The sequence below is a fragment of the Paraburkholderia unamae genome, from assembly GCF_003268775.1.
Lineage (GTDB): Bacteria > Pseudomonadota > Gammaproteobacteria > Burkholderiales > Burkholderiaceae > Paraburkholderia > Paraburkholderia unamae.
In genome coordinates this window covers 347149-364530 of sequence record NZ_QLSU01000003.1, presented here as the reverse complement: position 1 = coordinate 364530, position 17382 = coordinate 347149, and the positions used below count along the sequence as shown (strand labels likewise).

Here is a 17382-nt window from a genome sequence, read left to right as displayed (position 1 = left end):
GCGTGCCTTTCGGTTTGCCTTCGATCGCTCGCCTGCTGACCACAATAGACAAACTATATGCAACCCTTCGAGCCGTATCGATTAGCGTTTTCCCGATCATCCAGACTCATATAGTCATGCTATTTATTGGACTTTCTCACTAAGTGGGCAAAGCCATGAACACCCGTAAGCCCAAGCTTCGCTCGGCCGCGTGGTTCGGCACCACGGACAAAAACGGCTTCATGTATCGGAGCTGGATGAAGAATCAGGGCATTCCCGATCACGAGTTTGCCGGCAAGCCGATTATCGGCATTTGCAATACGTGGTCGGAGCTCACGCCCTGCAACGCGCATTTTCGCAAGCTCGCCGAACACGTCAAGCGCGGCGTATACGAGGCGGGCGGTTTTCCGGTCGAGTTTCCCGTGTTTTCGAACGGCGAATCGAACCTGCGTCCCACGGCCATGTTCACGCGCAACCTCGCTTCGATGGATGTTGAGGAATCCATACGAGGTAATCCCGTGGATGCGGTCGTGCTGCTCGTGGGCTGCGACAAGACCACGCCCGCGCTGTTGATGGGCGCGGCCAGTTGCGATGTGCCCGCCATCGCCGTGACGGGCGGCCCGATGCTCAACGGCAAGCACGAAGGGCGAGATATCGGCTCGGGCACGGTGGTGTGGCAACTGAGCGAGCAGGTGAAAGCGGGCAAGATCTCGATACACGAGTTCATGTCGGCGGAGGCGGGCATGTCGCGCTCGGCGGGCACCTGCAACACCATGGGCACCGCTTCGACCATGGCTTGCATGGCCGAGGCGCTTGGCGTGACGCTCCCGCACAATGCGGCGATTCCCGCCGTGGACTCGCGCCGCTACGTGCTCGCGCATCTGTCGGGCATGCGCATCGTGGAGATGGCGCTCGAAGACCTGCGGTTGTCGAAACTGCTCACGCGCGCGGCATTCGAAAACGCGATCCGCACGAACGCGGCGATCGGCGGTTCGACCAACGCGGCGATCCACCTCAAGGCGATCGCGGGGCGCATAGGCGTGCCGCTCGAACTCGACGACTGGACGCGCATTGGACGCGGCACGCCGACCATCGTCGACCTCCAGCCTTCGGGGCGCTTCCTGATGGAGGAGTTCTATTACGCGGGCGGCCTGCCCGCCGTGCTGCGGCGCCTGGGCGAAGCGAACCTGCTGCCGCATCCCGACGCGCTCACGGCCAATGGCAAGACGCTCTGGGAGAACGTGCGCGAAGCGCCCATTCATAACGCCGAGGTGATCCGTCCGCTCGACAATCCGCTCGTGCAGGACGGCGCGCTGTGCGTGCTGCGCGGCAATCTCGCGCCCAACGGCGCGGTGCTCAAGCCTTCGGCAGCCACGCAAAGGCTGCTCAAGCATCGCGGTCCGGCCGTGGTGTTCGAGAACTTCGACGACTACAAGGCGCGCATCGGCGACCCCGATCTCAATGTTACGGCGGACTCCGTGCTCGTGATGAAGAACTGTGGCCCGAAGGGGTATCCGGGCATGGCCGAGGTGGGCAACATGGGCCTGCCGCCTAAACTGCTCGCGCAAGGCGTGACCGACATGGTGCGCGTGTCGGACGCGCGCATGAGCGGCACCGCCTATGGCACGGTGGTGCTGCACGTGGCCCCCGAGGCGCGCGCGGGCGGGCCGCTCGCGATCGTGCGCGATGGCGACTGGATCGAACTCGACTGCGAGAAGGGCACGTTGCGCGTGGATATCAGCGACGAAGCCATCGTCGCGCGGCTGGACGAATGGGCCGCGAATCAGCATCCGATACCCGCCGATCGCAGCGGCTACCGCAAGCTCTACGTCGAGCACGTGCTCCAGGCCGACGAGGGTTGCGATTTCGACTTTCTGGTGGGGTGTCGCGGGGCGGACGTGCCGAGTCATTCGCATTGACATGACGTCTGGGGAGCCCGCGGCCGCGCGTTCTGGCACGGCCGCGGGCTTCTTTTTTTGCCGATATTTAACGTTCAAATAGCGTTCTTTCGGCATTCCCCTACCTTCGGTTTCCTTATTGTTTAGGCTTTTGCGCAAGGTTTGATGGGGTGCAGTCAAAGGTTTGTCGTGGGTCATTACAGGCGGTCAACGCGGGGGCACGGCTCGCGTTAAGCGGATGCCAGTCGGCAGGCTGGCCAGAGTTCCATTCAGCATCCGCGGAGATTCGCCATGAAACAACGTTGCACCCAAACCGGCTTTCGCTCGTGGGGATGGCGCGCCCTTGGCATGGGCGCGTGCTTCACGCTGGCCTTGCTTTCCGGTTGCGCCACCCGATCGCCATTCGACATGCCCAACTACACCGTCAACGCCTGCGTGAGTGCGTCCGCCGGTTACTACTGTGTGCAGCCCGGCGATTCCCTCGACACGATCGCGGCCTCGTTCGGACGCCAGCGCAGCGAGCTTGTGCAATGGAACGGCTTGGGCGCGGCCGCGACGGTGAGCGCGGGGCAAATGCTGCGTGTGGGGCCGCCCTCGGGCGTGGCGAGCGTGCCTCATGCGCCTCAATTCGCGGCCCACGCGCCCGCGAACCGTTTTGTCTGGCCGGCGAGCGGCACAGTGGTGCAGGAATTCGGCACGCAGGGCTCTCGCGGCATCGAAATCGCCGGTCGCCTGGGCGCGCCGGTCAAGGCCGTGGATGGCGGGCGGGTTGTCTATGCCGGTAACAAGCTCAAGCAGTTCGGCCTGATGGTCATCGTGAAGCACGACAATCATTTCGTGACCGCCTACGGCAACAACAGTCGTCTTACCGTGGCGGAGGGCGCAACGGTGCAACGCGGCGCGACCATTGCCGAAATGGGCGCGCGCGGCGGCGAAGCCGCGCTGTTGCAGTTCGAAATGCGCGAGGACGGACGACCGGTGGATCCGCTGGCGTATCTGCCGGCGGATTCCGGTCCGGTCATGCCGTGATGATAAAACGCCTGTCGCGATCAATCTGAATTCGATTCGATATCCGAATCAAGTTGAATGCCGCGACGAAACGGTTGCGGCTTTCTGCATGGGCTCGCGTGTGCCGAGGCAGTCGAGTCCCAGGAGCGTCGCCTCGACGGCTTCGTCGAGCGGCGTATGAGGCTCGCGCCCGAGTTCGGCCACGAGGCGCGCATTCACGAGTTGCAGCGGCTCGCGCCACAAATAGCGCATCTCCATCAGCTCGCGCAACGTCGTCACGAAGGGCGACATCATGCGTACGAGCCCCCACGAAAAGCGCTTGCGTTGCGGCTCCAGTCCGTGACGCCGCGCGACGCGACAGATGGCTTCGGTGATTTGCGTGCCGTCGGCGTCCCAGTGCCCGGCCATGTGGTAGGTCGCAAACGGCGGTAGCGTGTCGCGCCGCGCGATCAGTTCGAGCATCGTGCGCGCCACGTCGGGCACGTACGACCACGCGTGGCCCACGCCGGGGCTAGCGGGTTCGCGCACGACGCGCACCGGTACGCGAGGTTTGACGAGACCCTGCGCGAACCAGCTATTGGCCACGCGCGGCCCGAAAAAGTCACCCGCTCGCACCACGATCGAGCGCACGCCGCGCTCGCTCGCGGCTTGCATGCGCCGCTCCAGTGCCACGCGAATCGCACCCTTGCGCGTGAGCGGTTGCTGCGGCGAGTCTTCGCGCAACAGCGGAAACGTCTCGGGCCCGTAGTTGTACACGGTGCCGGGCAGCACGACGGTCGCGCCGACTTCGGCCGCCGCGGCGAGCGTGTTGTCGATCATCGGCAGCACGACTTGCGCCCAGCGCTTGTAGCCCGGCGGGTTCACGGCGTGCACGATCACAGCGCACCCTTGGGCCGCGCGCAGTACGTCATCGCGCGAGAGCGCGTCGCCGTCGAGCCATTCGATACCGTCAGCGCGGCGGGCGGAATGTTCCTGTGTGGCGGGCGCGCCGCCGCGCCGCAGCGCGCGCACCTGCCAGCCGGCATCGCGCAACTGGCGCGCGACTTCGCCGCCAATGCCGCCGCTCGCGCCGAGCACGAGCGCGTGGTCTTGCTGGTTCAGGGGAAGGGCGTTCATGTCGGTTCTCCTTGCGGGTGATCTGTCATGAAGGCCATTCTGCGCCGGGTGCCGGCAATTAAAAATTGCTGAAAACCGATGATCGGCTATACATTTATGTATAGCCGTCTCCGGTCCCGATCCGAATGGTTCGGATCGGGATGACGGGTGGCCACAGGAGCATGCCTGTCATGACCGAAAGGGAACCGAGCTGGGAGTGGTACCGGAGCTTTCTCCATGTGCTGGAGACGGGCTCGCTTTCCGGGGCCGCGCGCGCGCTGGGTCTCACGCAGCCGACCGTCGGCCGCCACATCGAAAGTCTCGAAGCGGCATTGGCCGTGACGCTCTTTACACGCTCGTTCGACGGCTTTTCGCCCACCGACGCCGCCAATGAGTTGAGGCCATACGCCGTGGCCCTCGCGTCGACCACGGCCGCGTTGCGGCGGGTGGCGAGCGGTCACGGTTCCGGCGTGCGCGGCACAGTGAGGCTGACGACGAGCGAGATCATCGGCGTCGAGGTTCTGCCGCCCATCCTGGCCGGGCTGCGCAACGACTATCCGGAACTGACGATAGAACTCGTGTTGTCGAACGAGCCGGATGATCTCCTGCGCCGCGAGGCGGATATCGCGGTGCGCATGTTTCGCCCCGTGCAGGAGGCGCTGGTGGCGAAGCGCATCGGCGGGATCGAAGTCGGGCTGCACGCTCACGAACGTTATCTCGCGCAGCATGGCGTGCCTAAGTCGATGAGCGAATTGCCCCGGCACACGATCATTGGCTTCGACCGGGAGACGGCGTACATTCGCTCGCTTCAGGACAGATTCGAGGCATTCAATCGCACCAACTTCGCATTTCGGGCTGACAGCGACGTTGCGCAATTGGGCGCGATACGCGCCGGATTTGGCATCGGCGCGTGCCAGGCGCCATTGGCGGCGAGAGATGCCCGGCTGGTGCGGGTGCTCCGGCGAGAGTTCTCGCTGACGCTGGATACGTGGTTGGCCATGCACGAAGATTTGCGCGGGAGCGCGCGCTGCGCCGTGACGTTCGCGGCGCTTGCCGCCGGGCTGAAGGCGTATATCGGCGGCGATAGCCGGTTGTCGGCGCAGCGATCGGCTGCCCGTTAAAGCGTTTGTAAGAATTGCCGTTATTCCGTGCGCGGCAGGACCGCGTTCCCCGCAACGAAAAGACGACTCTGACAAGGCTTCGACATGGCGAAATTCCTCGGACCCGAGGGCCGCGAGCGCTTGCAGGCTCGGCGCAGATCAGGTTTGCACCGGGCGAAGGCACTGACCTCGAAGCGGAGCAGATGGCCTGGCTACTGAAAAGCACCAACGCCTTCGTCAATGTCATGCGCCCGCTTCTCGCGGTCGCTACGGTCTGAGCGCCAGCAAGCCTTCGTCGCGAACAACGGATGCATCGACAGCAACGCAAGGCGCTTTCGGCATCATGTGGCTAAGGGGTGCGCGTGGAGGGCTTGCTGCTGTGCGGCCCGCTCCTGCGCATGTTGCTTCGCAATGTGATGTCCGACGATGCAGCCACCGACTGCGCCAACGACTGCGTGGTGGCCGGCATAGTGTCCGGCTACGCCGCCCACGACTGCGCCCTTGAGGCAGCCGGCGGCACTGGCTGGTCCGGTCGCGGCCAGTCCCAGGGCGGCAGCCGCAACGAGCGCGCTGATTCGATAATTCAGTTTCATGATGAGTACCTGCCTCGTATTACACGTTGAACCCGTTTAATAGCGCCAATCGCCACGGTCGTGCCACTGGCGTTCACGCCATTGATGCTCGCTACGTTCGTGTTCGCGCCATTCATGTTGGCGCCATTCGCGCGCGCGCCAGTCATCGTTGTCGCGATAGGCCACTGCGACCGGAACCGGAGGAGGGGCAACGTACGCGGGTTGAACCGGAGCGTAGGCGACGCCAGGGACGCCAATCCCCAAGGCGACATCCACGTGCGCGCTTGCCGCCGTCGACACGGCAAATGCGGCCGCGCCCAATATCACGCCGAGAACCGTCTTGTTCATTTCCGTCACTCCTTTGCACGTTGTGTGCGTTGCTGGTAAGCACGGTCTGGAGTGTAGAGGGCGGTTCAGGACACAGGTGAAACGGCGTTGCGAGATTGGTAACAGCAAATTAACGAGGTGCTTGTCTGCCGTTGTTCAACGTCGTGCGCGCCTGGAGCGGCGTGAGGTGCGGCGTGCTTATTCGAAGTCGGCCAGTTCGATAACCGGCTCGCACAAAATCGGAAAATTCACCGAATTCGCGATATAGCACTGCTCGTGCGCCGCGTGATGAAGCCGCTCGGCAACGCTGCGGTCGTCGCTCGCGCGGATCGTCACACGCGGGCGCAGCACGATCTTCGTGAAAGCGCCGCGCTGTGGCGTATCGGCCATCGTGCCTTCGGCGTCGTCTTCATAGACCAGCACCGCAATGCCCGCGTCGGCGCACAGGTGCAGGTACCAGAGCTTGTGGCAAGCCGACGCCGACGCCACGAGCAGGTCCTCGGGGTTCCAGCGCGCGGCGTCGCCGCGAAAGGCCGGGTCCGACGAACCGGGAATGTCCGGTTTGCCGTTCGCGCGAATGATGTGATCGCGGCCGTACTCGCGATAGCCCGAGGTGCCGGTGCCGCGGTTGCCCGTCCATTGCACCGAAACGCGGTAGGTGTGTTCGCCGTGCGCCATTTCCACTCTCCGTTTGATTGAACCTGATCGCGACCGTTTCGGCGCATTATGACAGCGTGTGGCATTTTGGTATACCATTATGCCGAAATGACCTGAGCGATACCCGCATGGAAACAAAATTCGACTCCACGGCCGACGCGGTCGCCGCTGCGCTGCGCGAGCTGATCGTAGGCGGCGAGCTGGGCGGCGGCGAGCGCCTTGTCGAGCGCGACCTGGCCGAGCGTTTCGAGGTGAGCCGCATTCCGCTGCGCGAAGCGATCCAGCAACTCGCGCGCGAGGGGCTCGTCGAGGTCTTCCGCAATCGCGGCGCGGTCGTGCGCACGCTCACGGCGCAGGACGTGGAGGAGATTTATGGCCTGCGCGTACTGCTGGAAGGCGACGCGATCTTTCGCAGCGTGAAGCGTCTCGACGAGGAAACGCTCGCGCGCGCCGAACTCGTGCACCGCCTGCTCGGCGAGGCCGCGACCACGCAAAAGCAGGGCGAACTCAACCGCGAGTTTCACGCGCTGCTCTACGGCGCATGCGGCAACGCCCGGCAGCTTGCCTCCATCCGCGAATTGCGCGCACAGGTGGAGCGCTACGAGCGTTTGCAGAACACGCTGCTGGCCGATACGCCCTCGTTTCAGGACGAGCACGTGGCGATCCTGCAAGCGTGTCATGAGCGCAATGCGCGTCGCGCGCGCGCCTTGACGGCGGCGCATCTCGACTCGGCCAGACGCATCGTGCTCGAAGTCGTGGAGCGCCTGGCGGCGTAGGCGGCGGTTGCGCGGGCAACGCCGCATGCACGCGGATTGCGCCGGTTTTTACGACATTTTTTCTTGTTGACCTGGCTGCACAACCCTAGACTGGGTGCATCGAAACGAGTGGAGACGCCATGTCGATCTCGCGTGCACCCCAGCGCCCGGGCGAGCGGGTCAACTGCATTCAGCCCGGCATGGGCCGGCTCGTGCTGCGGCGCTTCGATCCGCGCCACGACTCGTGGGAGGCGCTCACGCGGCTGCTGCATCGGGCGTTTGCGCGGCTGGCCGTGCTCGGGTTGCACTGCTCGTGCGCCGACCAGGCAGCGAGCCTCACGCGTGAACGGGCGCTGGTCGGCGACTGCTTCGTCGCCGTCTGCAACGGCAAGATCATCGGCACGCTCACCCTGGAAGGCCGCGATATCGATTCGCAATGCGAACATTATCGGCAGCGCAGCGTGGCTTCGGTTCATCAGTTCGGCATCGAGCCGAAATGGCAGAACCACGGCATTGGCCGCGCGCTGCTCGCTTTCGCGGGGCATTGGGCCGCGGCGCGCGGCTATACGCAAATCGCGCTCGACACGCCGTTCCCCGCCGCACACCTGATCGCGTTTTATCGCGCGCAGGGCTTCGGCCTTGTCGATGTCGTGCGCTTTGCCGGTCGTGGCTACGACAGCGCCGTGCTGAGCAAAGCCGCGGCGGCACGCGGCGCACAAGGGCCCGCGCACCTGCACGGCGCGTTTGCGCACGTCCCCGCGCCGAGCCCGTTTGCATGAAGGCGCGTCGTGCTCACGCCTCACGTGCCCGGGCGCTCTCGCGCTCCAGGTAGCGCAGGAATTCGTCGGCGGGCATGGCTTTCGCATAGAGCCAGCCCTGCGCATATTGCACGCCGTGCTCGCGCAGATAATCGGCCTGCGCCCGCGTTTCCACGCCCTCGGCGACCATCGCCAGGTCGAGGCTGCGCGCCATCTCGATGACATGCGGCACGATCTTGTTCATCTCCTCGCCCTTCGCGTACGAACGTATGAACGACCTGTCGATCTTGATGCCGTCCACGGGCAGGTCCTGGAGATAGGAAAGGCTCGAATAGCCGGTGCCGAAATCATCGATGAAAATGCGGTGCCCGGCCGCACGATACGCCGCGAGCGCGGGTGTGGAGCGGGCCGTGTCGATGAGCATGCGCTCGATGACTTCGAACCAGATCTGCTCGGGGCGCACCGCGTATTTTCTGAAGCAGTCCTTCAAGGTGTCGAGCACGCGCGTGCCCACGAGGTCCTCGCCCGCCAGGTTGATGGAGACGTGCAAGTCACGGCGGCGCGCCAGCACGGAGCCGGCGCCGTCGAACACGGAGTGCACGACCTGGTCGGTAATGGGCTCGATGAGGCCGAGCGATTCGGCCATGGCAATGAAGGTGTCGGGTGCAATCACGGAGCCGTCTTCGAGCTTCCAGCGCACGAGCGCTTCCGCGCCGACGCAGCGGCCGCTTTCGAGCGAAACGATGGGCTGGAGCCAGGCCACGAACTGGCGCTGCCGGATGCCCTGGAGGATCGCGTTGCGCGGCGTACGCAGCTTGCGCCGCCAGCGCATGACGAACCAGGTGCCGAGCAGGCTCGCGACGAGCGCGGGCGCGAGTACGTGTCTGAGTTGCGCGAGCGGGTTGCGGCGCACGCGGTCCTCGGGCTCGTAGGCGACCACGGCGATCGGATAGCGGTGGGAGCGCTCGACCGTGTAATAGCGCCGCTCGAAGTACGCGTTGTTGGTGTTGCGCTGTAGCGCCGCGCGCAAGAGTTCATGGTCCGCGCCTGGTGAGCGCGAGATGATCGTGCCGTCCTGCGTTTCGAGCACGGCAAGCTCGATGGTGTTGTCGAGCGGCACGATGTCGAGATAGAAGCGCGGGTCGATCACCACCACGTGATCGCCCAGGCGCACGTTGAACATGGGCCGCTCGTTGCCGCGCTTGCCCGTTTCGGTCTGCCAGGCGGTGAAGCCGGCGGCGGAGGTCCATTCGGGCGCTGGCAGCGCGGTGTCGACGCGACCGCGCGCCGAGGTGCAGCGCAGCTTGACGCCATCGGTCCAGCCGACTTCGCGGACGTATCGAAACTGTTCCTCGGTCTGGCGCAGTTGCTTCAGGTGGTCGTCCGAACACGGCGTGCCGTCGTAGCGTACAAGCTGACGCAATGCCGTTTCGGCTTCGGAGCTCACCAGTTCCGCGCGCAGCAGTGCGCGATTCGAAAACTCGTCGACCTGCTGGCGTTGCTGGCGCTCCGATACGGCGTCCGAAGCATAGACGGCGAGCGCGAGCGTGCCCAGCACGGCGAGCGCCACGATACAGAACGTCGTCAGGACGGTGAAGCGGCTGTTCATGGCGTACGATGGCGCTCCGGCTGCGCGAACGAAGACGACGCGCAACGCGAAGCCTTTGTCGATCGCCGTGGCCGATGGTAGCGTTTTTCGCGCGCCGGCGACGCGCCGCTGTCCGGCGCGGGTGAGCAAGTGCAGTGCCCGCCGGGGTTTGATTTATGCGCGCGGCATGAATGGATGGGCTTCGGCCATCATGCGCGCGCGGGGTCGATCGATCGGGAATCCTCTGCAACGACGCGGTTGCGGCCGCCTTCCTTCGCGGCATAGAGCCGCCGGTCGGCCACCGACATCAGCGTGTCGTAGTTGGCGGGGCAGTCGGCGGGACTGGCCGCCACGCCCACCGAGATCGTGAAGGCGATGTCGTCGGGACGCTTGGCGTCGCCGGGTGCGGCGGCATTCGCCGCGTGCGTCTCCACCGCGCTGCGTATGCGTTCGGCCACGTCTGCCGCCGTCGCCATGTCCGCGCCGGGCAGCAGCGCCGCGAATTCCTCGCCGCCCACGCGCGCGGGGATGTCCACGCTGCGCAGGTTCTTGCTCAGGATGTCCGCGAAGATCACCAGCACGCGGTCGCCGGCTGCGTGGCCATAGCGGTCGTTCACGCGCTTGAAGAAGTCGATGTCGAGCATCAGCATGGCCATGGCGGGCGCCGCGCTGTCGTCGCGGCTCGCGCGTTCGAGCGTTTCGCCGAACACCTCCAGGAAGCGCCGCCGGTTCGCAAGGCCCGTGAGCGGGTCGTTGCGCGCGAGCGTTTCGAGCCGCGAGCTGGCTTCGACGTAGCGGCCGAAGATATGCGTGACGATGCGCAGCGTGCCCACGAGCAGCACGGCGATCGCCACCCACGCGACGATCAGCGGGCTGCTGAACACGCGGCGCGCGGCGGCGAGCGTGAGTTCGGTGTCGTCCGTATTGGTGAGCAGGATCCAGTGCGATTCGCCCACGTGCTGATAGAGCAGATAGCGGCCGTTGCGCTGCACATAACCCTGCTCGCGTTGCATCCACGCGGCCGCCGAACGGCGCGCGAGGTCGAGCAGTGGCGCATCGAAGTTTGCCGGGCGCTGGGCGGTGATCTTGCCATCGACGAAGTAGACGAGGTCGCCGTTACTGTTCAGCAGTCCGAATTCGGTAGGCTCATTATCCTCGGGCAGGGTTGCCGAAACGAGCTGCAACGCGAGCAGGCGAGACGGCGCGACGTCCATCACTACCGCGCCGCGAAAGCGGCCGTCCGCGTAGACGGGCGCGCTGAGCGTGGCAATCGCCCCGGTCTGCTTCTCTTCCGTATAGATCGGTGTCCAGACGATCTCGCGGTTCGGGTTGTGTTCGGGAAGCTGCAAACGGTAGTACGGCATGGTGCTGAAGCGCCGCAGCAGGTCGGTCACGTGTGCGTCGCGGCGCTCGGGCGAGAGCACATACACGCCGTTGGTGGAGATATAGGCAACCGTGCTCTGGACCGTGTCGGCGTGCTGGCTGATCGCCACGAGCGGACTGATCGCGCGCGTGAGCGCGATGTCGGCCGCGAGCGTGGCGGTGTCGCGGTGAAAGCCCTCCAGTCCCGCGAGCCCTTGCGCATTGGTGCCGAACACGGGCGGGCCGTCCAATGCACCAGGCGTCTCCCATACCGGCTGGCCGCTCGCGTGCAGCGCGGCCTGCACGGCCGGGTCACCAAGCGCCGCGCGCTGCTGGCTGGGCGAGGCGAGCACGTGCTCCGCATAGTCGCGCAGGAACAAAAGGCGCCGGCGTTCCGCCGAGATCAGCGCATCCACGCCCACGGCGCGCACCTCCAGGTCGCGCTGGCGGCTTTGGAGGTCGTAGCGGGTCATGTTGTAGAGCTGCCGCAGGCCCACGAGCGTCACCAGCACCATGGCGGCGAGAAAGCACACCGTCACCACGAGGTGCGGCCGTTTCATGACCATGCTGGAGAAGCCGTGCGGCCGCGTGCGGCCTGGCGTGTGCTGCATGAAGCCCCCGGACACCGGATGAGCGCGCGCATGACGGTGCGGCGTGGCCCGGTGGCGCGGGCCGGGCATCGCGAAAAAGGATAGCATCGCGCGGCGTACGGGGGCGCGTCGCGCGCCGCGCGAACAGGGCGCGCGAATGGGCTGCGTTCAGGCGAGGGCGACGAACTCGCGCACCGTGGCCGCCGTTTCGCCCGCGCGCCAGCCGAGTGCAAGGCGCGCGCGCATGCGTACGCCGGTCACGTCGAGATAGCGCACGCCCTTCACCTGGACCTGCGCGATCGCGGCGGGCACGATCGACACGCCGAGCCCGGCCGCCACGAGGTTCACGACCGAGGCGAGTTGCGGCGCGGGCTGGGCGAGCCGGGGCGTGAAGCCCGCCTCGGCGCAGGCGCGCACGATTTCGTCGTGCATGGCGATGCCGGCGGGCGAGGGCACGAGCACGAACGGCTCGTGCGCGAGCGCGCTGAGCGGCAGGCGCCGCCGCGCGGCCAGCGCGTGGCTGGAGGGCAGCACGATCTTCATCGGCTCGTCGGGCAGCGCGTGGACTTCCACGCCCTCGGGCGGCGTGGCGCCAGGGCGGAAGAACACCGCGTCGAGCCGGCCTTGCACGAGGCCGAGCAACAACGCCGGCGTGTTCGCCTCGTCGAGCGTCAGCGCCACGTCGGGAAAGCGGGTGGTGTAGCGCTGGATCAGCGCGGGCACGACGGGGTTGAACGCAGCCGAGCCGGTAAAGCCCACGCGTATTTGCCCAGACTCGCCGCGCGCCGCGCGCTGCGCCGCCTGCTGCGCGCGTTCGGCACCCTCCAGCACGCGCCGCGCTTCCACGAGGAAGGCCGCGCCCGCCGGCGTGAGGTCGGCGCCTTGCGGCGTGCGCACGAAAAGCTCGACACCTAGTTCGCGCTCGAGCGACTTGATCTGCTGGCTGAGCGGCGGCTGGCCGATGCCGAGCTGTTCGGCCGCTCTCGTGAAATTGCGTTCGGCCGCAACGGCGGCGAAATAGCGGAGATGGCGGAGTTCCATGCTAGTGCTGAAATGTATGGCGTGGGCTGGTTCCATATATTGGACAGTATAGCGTTGCGAGCAGGACAATCGGACGCATTCCAGTCGCTCCCAACAAGGTTGACAGCATGAACTCTCCCATTTCGGCCCCCGCGCGCGACGCTTCAGGCGTGCTGCCGGGCTCCTCCGCTTATCGCCGCATTGGCGTGGCGCTCTTTCTCGCCGGCTTTTCCACGTTTTCGCTGCTCTATTGCGTGCAGCCGCTCATGCCCGTGTTCGCGAGCGAGTTCCACGTGGGCGCCGCGCAAAGCTCGCTTGCGCTCTCGCTTTCCACGGGCTTTCTCGCCGTCGCGATTCTCTGCGCGGGCGCGCTTTCGGAACGGCTCGGCCGGCGCGGCCTGATTTTCGCCTCCATGATCCTCGCCGCGCTTTTCAACGTGCTCGCCGCGCTGGAGCCGGGCTGGCACGGCGTGCTCGTCGCGCGCGCGCTGGAGGGGCTTGCGCTCGGCGGCGTGCCCGCCGTGGCGATGGCGTATCTCGCGGAGGAAATCGAGGCGGGCGGGCTGGGCCTCGCGATGGGTCTTTACGTGGGCGGCACGGCCTTCGGCGGCATGATCGGCCGCGTGGGCATGAGCTATATGAGCGACCATGTTTCATGGCGCGCGGCCATGCTGACGATCGGCGTGATCGACGTGATCGCGGCTGTCGTGTTCCTCTTGCTGCTGCCGCCCTCGCGCCGCTTCGTGCGCCGCGCGGACCTGAGTCCGGCGCATCACGTGGCGCTGTGGCGCAAGCATCTTTCATCGTCCACGCTCGCCGCCGTGTTCGCCACGGGCTGCCTCGCCATGGGCGTGTTCGTGACGATCTACAACTACGCGGGCTTTCGCCTGCTCGCGCCGCCGTTCGCGCTGGACGCCACGCAAACCGGCTTGATCTTCTGCGCGTATCTGTTCGGCATCGTGGCGGCGTCGGTCTCCGGCGCGCTCGCGGACCGCTGGGGGCGCGCGCTGGTGCTCGGCAGCGGCGTCGCCATCGCGGCGATCGGCGTGGCGCTCACGCTCTTTCATACGCTCGCGCCGGTCGTGCTCGGCATCGTCGTGCTAACTGTGGGCTTCTTCACGACGCATTCGGTCGCGAGCGGCTGGGTCGGGCAACTCGCCGACGGCGCGAAAGGCCACGCCACCTCGCTCTATCTGCTCGCGTATTACCTCGGCTCCAGCGTGCTCGGCTCGTGGGGCGGGTGGTTCTGGCAAAACGGACAGTGGACGGCGGTGGCGGGCTTTTCGTTCGCACTGCTTGCGGGTTGCGGCGCGCTCGCGATCGTCATCGCACGCGCGCAGGCGGGCCGGGCGAAGGCCAGTGCCTCATGAGCGTCTGATCTTCGCCTGCCCGGTGCGCCCTAGCCGCGCCACGCGGAATGGCGGATCACGCTACAGAAGTTGCCCGCGTGGAAATGCGGTTCCTTGTCGGCGAGCACGTCGGCCTTCACGTTGCCGAAAGTCGTTGCGGGCTTGTGCTTGATGCCGTCGTAGAAGGTCTGGATGATGTCCTCCTTGAAGTGTTCGGTGCGCGGATGCGCGTGCACCACGGCCTCGCGCTGGGCGTCGCTGAACTGGTCGTAGGCCATGCCGAGCACGTCCATTTCCACGCCCGCGGTCACGAGCGCGACCACTGGATGCATGTGCTGCGGAATACCCGGCGTCGTATGCAGCGCGATGGCGGTCCACACGAGGTCGATGTCCTGCTGCGAAATGCCGTGGCTGCGCAGGAAGTCGCGCGCGGCGTTCGCGCCGTCCACTTCGAAGCGTTCGTGCTCGCTGCTGTGAGCGTGCGTGAGGCCCATGTCGTGGAACATCGCGCCCGCGTAGAGCAGTTCGCGGTCGAATTTCAGGCCGCGCCGCTGGCCCGTGAGCGCGCCGAAGTAGTAGACGCGGCTCGAATGGTGGAACAGCAGCGGCGACTCGGTGTCGCGCACGAGTTCGGTGATTTCGCGGGCCAGCTTGCTGTCGGGGATGGCGACATCGGCGAGGGTCGGGCTCATGATGATGCTCCGTCGTGGTGGGGATGAGCTTCATTCTGGTCCGCGCGGGCGCTGTCCTCAATCGACGCATACCGTCGTTTCCTGCCAAATCGGCCGCGATACGTGCACCGAACCGGCGCACGCAAACGTTCACTTGATCCGCCGCGCATCGAAGGGCGCCGCGAACGGTAAAATTTCTCCGCTGCACCGTATTAGCGGCGATAATCGGCAAAATCGATTCGATCGGCGCGCAATTACGATGCGCCATGCATGGGCCGTGAGGGGTTCCGGCCTGCGAATAAATCGGGCGGTCGAGTCGTTTTGGCCGTACGGGGACGTCCGGGCCGGGGCAATCCGGTCACGGGCATGCGGCAGACGGCGCTTTGGCGCGCAATGGCATCATCACTTCGCGTCGTTGCGTGTCTTTGCGTGTCTTTGCGTGTCGTTGCAGGGCGCGCTGCGCCAACCAGCTCGGTAAAACAAGAAACCACGCGACAGACTATGTATTCGATCCTGCCAGCGTTCGTATCCGCATTATTTCTCGGATTCGGCGTCTACGTGCTCTTGACCGAGGGCCTCACGCGCCTTTCGGTGCCGTTCGCCCTGATGTGCGCGACCACGTTCTTCTGGCAAGGCACGTGGGCCTTCCTGTTCCAGACTTCCGATCCGGAACTCTCCGGCGTGCTGGTCAAGGTCGGCTACTTCTTTATTCTCTTTTTGCCCACCACGTTTTATCACTTCGTGACCGAAGTGAGCGCGCGGCGTGGCGAACGCCCGCTGCTGATTGCCTCGTATGCGCTGAGCGTGCTGCTCGCGGTGCTGCTGCTCGCGAGCGACGCCGTCGTGGACGGCTACGGCACGTTCTTCTTCGGCAAGTATCCGAAGGCCGGCATGCTGCATCCCGTGCATGTGGCGCAAACGGTGCTGCTCGCGTGCCGCAGCGCCTGGCTGCTGTTCGCCGCGCGCCGCCAGACGCAGGCGCACGACCGCCGCACGCTGCTCGACCTCTGCGTGTTGAGCCTCGGCCTCTACGCGCTCGCCGCCACCGACTACGCCGTGAATTACGGCTTCGCGTTCTATCCCGCGGGCGCCGTGTTCATCGCCATCAGTCTCGGCATACTCGCGGTCACGATCGTGCGCTATGGGCTCATGCGCCCTTACCTCATCGCGGCCACCGTGGCGCACGAGGTCGCCACGCCGCTCGCGGCCATCGGCATGCATGCCGAGGAAATCGGCAACGTGTTGCCCGAACTGATGCGCGGCTACCAGCTGGCCGTGCAGCACCAGCTATGCGTGGACGGGCTGTATCCGGGGCAGTCCGAGCGGCTCTCGTCGCTGGCCACCTCCATCCGCCGCCAGGTGGACAGCACGAGCACCGTGGTCGAGATGTCGCTTGCCTCGTTCACGCTCGACCGGCTCGACCGGCGCAGCTTCGAGACCTACCCGGTGCGCTCCTGCGTGAACGCCGCGCTGGAGCGTTTTCCGTTTCGCCCCGGCGAGCGCGACATGGTGGAGGTCGCGCCCATGGACGCGCAACTGAGCTTCTCGGGTTCGGATTCGCTCGTGGTATTCGTGCTGTTCAATCTGCTGAAAAACGCGCTGTTCGCCATTCACGCGGAAAGCGCGGAACGCCCAGGCGATTACGCGGGTCGTGTGGAGATCAGCGCGACGAGCGAAGGGGGCTTTTGCGTGCTGCGCTTTGCCGATAACGGTTGCGGCATTCCCGCCGATATTCTGCCGCGCGTTTTCGATCCGTTTTATTCGACGAAGTCGCATGGGCGCGGCACCGGCATGGGTCTCACGTTCTGCCGCCGCGTGGCCGAGGCGCTGGGCGGCACGATCACCTGCGAATCGCAGGCGCATGTTCATACGACCTTCACGATCCGGCTGCCGGAGCCGGGCACGAGCGCCGACCGCGCGCTGCACGACGCACCGGCGAAACCCCGCCGTTGGCCAGCGGGGCAGGATTTCGCCGGTTGATTCATGCAGCCAGTCTCATGTGATGGCCATCACATGTGCTGGATCATGCCGCCTAGTTGGAACCGGCGGGCAGAATCAATTCGTACTCTTTCACGCGCTCGATGATGCCGGGCGGAAAACGGCGAATACGTTTGTCGGTACCGGCAAACAGAATTTGCTGATAACCGAGCGAGACGGGCCGCCCGTCCACGCAAAAGCGGAACACGAGATACGCCGAGCACTGACGCACCTGGAAGGTGTTGAGATAGCAATCGACGCGCTGGAACGGAAAGGTTTCCTGCACGTACTCCTGGTGCGCGCGTTTGGTGACGAACACACCGCCCGCGGCGAGCAGGTTGTTGTGAATGCACTCATGAAACCAGCGCTCCCGGCAAATGCCTTGCCATTCGAAATAACGGGCGAAATACGTATTCATGAAGGCGTTCGAATCCTTCAGGTAGATATCGATGACATGGTGAAACGTTTTGCTCGGCGTAGCTTCCATGAATTCGTCGGAGAATCCGGCGGTGCCACGGGAAAGGACGGCGGGAATGGATTCGCGTGCGTACATCAGAATGACTCCAGATAGGAACTGCATGCGGCAGTCGCGCATGCCTTCTGAAAGAGAAGGCATACCGGCATTCTCTTCGCCTTCCCCTGAGTTCAATACCGTGCGGCCCACATACGTAAAGCG

At 65.5% G+C, this 17382-nt stretch carries 16 protein-coding genes; 7 read left to right on the top strand and 9 right to left on the bottom strand.

Annotated elements, in window-relative coordinates:
* Window positions 1-155: 155 nt before the first annotated feature.
* Window positions 156-1898, top strand: coding sequence for an IlvD/Edd family dehydratase (locus tag C7401_RS06805; protein ID WP_112170583.1), 1743 nt, complete (start codon window positions 156-158; stop codon window positions 1896-1898).
* Window positions 1899-2168: 270 nt separating this feature from the next.
* Window positions 2169-2906, top strand: coding sequence for a peptidoglycan DD-metalloendopeptidase family protein (locus C7401_RS06800; protein ID WP_112170582.1), 738 nt, complete (start codon window positions 2169-2171; stop codon window positions 2904-2906).
* A gap of 48 nt (window positions 2907-2954) precedes the next feature.
* Here the strand turns inward: C7401_RS06800 and C7401_RS06795 are convergent, their stop codons facing one another.
* Window positions 2955-4001: an NAD-dependent epimerase/dehydratase family protein gene (locus C7401_RS06795; RefSeq protein ID WP_112170581.1), complete on the bottom strand. Its 1047-nt coding sequence runs from the start codon at window positions 3999-4001 to the stop codon at window positions 2955-2957.
* A gap of 170 nt (window positions 4002-4171) precedes the next feature.
* Here C7401_RS06795 and C7401_RS06790 point away from each other — a divergent pair, with 170 nt between their 5' ends.
* Window positions 4172-5101, top strand: coding sequence for a LysR family transcriptional regulator (locus C7401_RS06790; protein WP_112170580.1), 930 nt, complete (start codon window positions 4172-4174; stop codon window positions 5099-5101).
* 320 nt (window positions 5102-5421) lie between these two features.
* On the opposite strand, the gene C7401_RS45480 is transcribed toward C7401_RS06790, so the two are convergent.
* The 3 genes from C7401_RS45480 to C7401_RS06775 form a co-directional block, all read right to left on the bottom strand.
* Complete coding sequence (locus tag C7401_RS45480; RefSeq protein ID WP_112170579.1) at window positions 5422-5673, bottom strand: hypothetical protein; 252 nt, start codon at window positions 5671-5673, stop codon at window positions 5422-5424.
* 36 nt (window positions 5674-5709) lie between these two features.
* A complete protein-coding gene (locus tag C7401_RS06780) occupies window positions 5710-6000 on the bottom strand; it encodes a hypothetical protein (protein ID WP_112170578.1) in 291 nt (96 codons plus the stop codon).
* A 177-nt stretch (window positions 6001-6177) separates the two neighbouring features.
* A complete protein-coding gene (locus C7401_RS06775) occupies window positions 6178-6657 on the bottom strand; it encodes an OsmC family protein (protein ID WP_112170577.1) in 480 nt (159 codons plus the stop codon).
* Between the two features lie 107 nt (window positions 6658-6764).
* Here C7401_RS06775 and C7401_RS06770 point away from each other — a divergent pair, with 107 nt between their 5' ends.
* Complete coding sequence (locus tag C7401_RS06770; protein WP_112170576.1) at window positions 6765-7412, top strand: GntR family transcriptional regulator; 648 nt, start codon at window positions 6765-6767, stop codon at window positions 7410-7412.
* A gap of 179 nt (window positions 7413-7591) precedes the next feature.
* Complete coding sequence (locus C7401_RS06765) at window positions 7592-8170, top strand: GNAT family N-acetyltransferase (RefSeq protein ID WP_258396921.1); 579 nt, start codon at window positions 7592-7594, stop codon at window positions 8168-8170.
* A 13-nt stretch (window positions 8171-8183) separates the two neighbouring features.
* On the opposite strand, the gene C7401_RS06760 is transcribed toward C7401_RS06765, so the two are convergent.
* The 3 genes from C7401_RS06760 to C7401_RS06750 all read right to left on the bottom strand — a co-directional run bounded on the left by C7401_RS06760 (window position 8184) and on the right by C7401_RS06750 (window position 12730).
* On the bottom strand, window positions 8184-9758 hold the full coding sequence (locus C7401_RS06760; RefSeq protein ID WP_133254453.1) for an EAL domain-containing protein: 1575 nt from the start codon (window positions 9756-9758) through the stop codon (window positions 8184-8186).
* A gap of 188 nt (window positions 9759-9946) precedes the next feature.
* On the bottom strand, window positions 9947-11659 hold the full coding sequence (locus C7401_RS06755; protein WP_181565509.1) for a diguanylate cyclase: 1713 nt from the start codon (window positions 11657-11659) through the stop codon (window positions 9947-9949).
* Window positions 11660-11857: 198 nt separating this feature from the next.
* Entirely contained in the window at window positions 11858-12730 is an 873-nt protein-coding gene (locus C7401_RS06750) for a LysR family transcriptional regulator (protein WP_112170572.1), read from the bottom strand.
* Window positions 12731-12837: 107 nt separating this feature from the next.
* Here C7401_RS06750 and C7401_RS06745 point away from each other — a divergent pair, with 107 nt between their 5' ends.
* Complete coding sequence (locus C7401_RS06745; protein ID WP_112170571.1) at window positions 12838-14079, top strand: MFS transporter; 1242 nt, start codon at window positions 12838-12840, stop codon at window positions 14077-14079.
* 29 nt (window positions 14080-14108) lie between these two features.
* Here C7401_RS06745 and C7401_RS06740 read toward each other — a convergent pair whose 3' ends face one another.
* Window positions 14109-14750: an HD domain-containing protein gene (locus C7401_RS06740; RefSeq protein ID WP_112170570.1), complete on the bottom strand. Its 642-nt coding sequence runs from the start codon at window positions 14748-14750 to the stop codon at window positions 14109-14111.
* Window positions 14751-15230: 480 nt separating this feature from the next.
* Here C7401_RS06740 and C7401_RS06735 point away from each other — a divergent pair, with 480 nt between their 5' ends.
* On the top strand, window positions 15231-16709 hold the full coding sequence (locus C7401_RS06735) for a sensor histidine kinase (RefSeq protein WP_112170569.1): 1479 nt from the start codon (window positions 15231-15233) through the stop codon (window positions 16707-16709).
* A 52-nt stretch (window positions 16710-16761) separates the two neighbouring features.
* Here the strand turns inward: C7401_RS06735 and C7401_RS06730 are convergent, their stop codons facing one another.
* Window positions 16762-17259, bottom strand: a complete 498-nt coding sequence (locus C7401_RS06730) for an acyl-CoA thioesterase (protein WP_112170568.1) — start codon at window positions 17257-17259, stop codon at window positions 16762-16764.
* Window positions 17260-17382: the final 123 nt, after the last annotated feature.

What these genes read in the sequence shown, in the direction of transcription:
- C7401_RS06805 (WP_112170583.1), top strand. Translation starts at nt 156, where the DNA reads ATGAACACCCGTAAGCCCAAGCTTCGCTCGGCCGCGTGGTTCGGCACC.
- C7401_RS06800 (WP_112170582.1), top strand. Translation starts at nt 2,169, where the DNA reads ATGAAACAACGTTGCACCCAAACCGGCTTTCGCTCGTGGGGATGGCGC.
- C7401_RS06795 (WP_112170581.1), bottom strand. Translation starts at nt 4,001, where the DNA reads ATGAACGCCCTTCCCCTGAACCAGCAAGACCACGCGCTCGTGCTCGGC.
- C7401_RS06790 (WP_112170580.1), top strand. Translation starts at nt 4,172, where the DNA reads ATGACCGAAAGGGAACCGAGCTGGGAGTGGTACCGGAGCTTTCTCCAT.
- C7401_RS45480 (WP_112170579.1), bottom strand. Translation starts at nt 5,673, where the DNA reads ATGAAACTGAATTATCGAATCAGCGCGCTCGTTGCGGCTGCCGCCCTG.
- C7401_RS06780 (WP_112170578.1), bottom strand. Translation starts at nt 6,000, where the DNA reads ATGAACAAGACGGTTCTCGGCGTGATATTGGGCGCGGCCGCATTTGCC.
- C7401_RS06775 (WP_112170577.1), bottom strand. Translation starts at nt 6,657, where the DNA reads ATGGCGCACGGCGAACACACCTACCGCGTTTCGGTGCAATGGACGGGC.
- C7401_RS06770 (WP_112170576.1), top strand. Translation starts at nt 6,765, where the DNA reads ATGGAAACAAAATTCGACTCCACGGCCGACGCGGTCGCCGCTGCGCTG.
- C7401_RS06765 (WP_258396921.1), top strand. Translation starts at nt 7,592, where the DNA reads ATGGGCCGGCTCGTGCTGCGGCGCTTCGATCCGCGCCACGACTCGTGG.
- C7401_RS06760 (WP_133254453.1), bottom strand. Translation starts at nt 9,758, where the DNA reads ATGAACAGCCGCTTCACCGTCCTGACGACGTTCTGTATCGTGGCGCTC.
- C7401_RS06755 (WP_181565509.1), bottom strand. Translation starts at nt 11,659, where the DNA reads ATGAAACGGCCGCACCTCGTGGTGACGGTGTGCTTTCTCGCCGCCATG.
- C7401_RS06750 (WP_112170572.1), bottom strand. Translation starts at nt 12,730, where the DNA reads ATGGAACTCCGCCATCTCCGCTATTTCGCCGCCGTTGCGGCCGAACGC.
- C7401_RS06745 (WP_112170571.1), top strand. Translation starts at nt 12,838, where the DNA reads ATGAACTCTCCCATTTCGGCCCCCGCGCGCGACGCTTCAGGCGTGCTG.
- C7401_RS06740 (WP_112170570.1), bottom strand. Translation starts at nt 14,750, where the DNA reads ATGAGCCCGACCCTCGCCGATGTCGCCATCCCCGACAGCAAGCTGGCC.
- C7401_RS06735 (WP_112170569.1), top strand. Translation starts at nt 15,231, where the DNA reads ATGTATTCGATCCTGCCAGCGTTCGTATCCGCATTATTTCTCGGATTC.
- C7401_RS06730 (WP_112170568.1), bottom strand. Translation starts at nt 17,259, where the DNA reads ATGTACGCACGCGAATCCATTCCCGCCGTCCTTTCCCGTGGCACCGCC.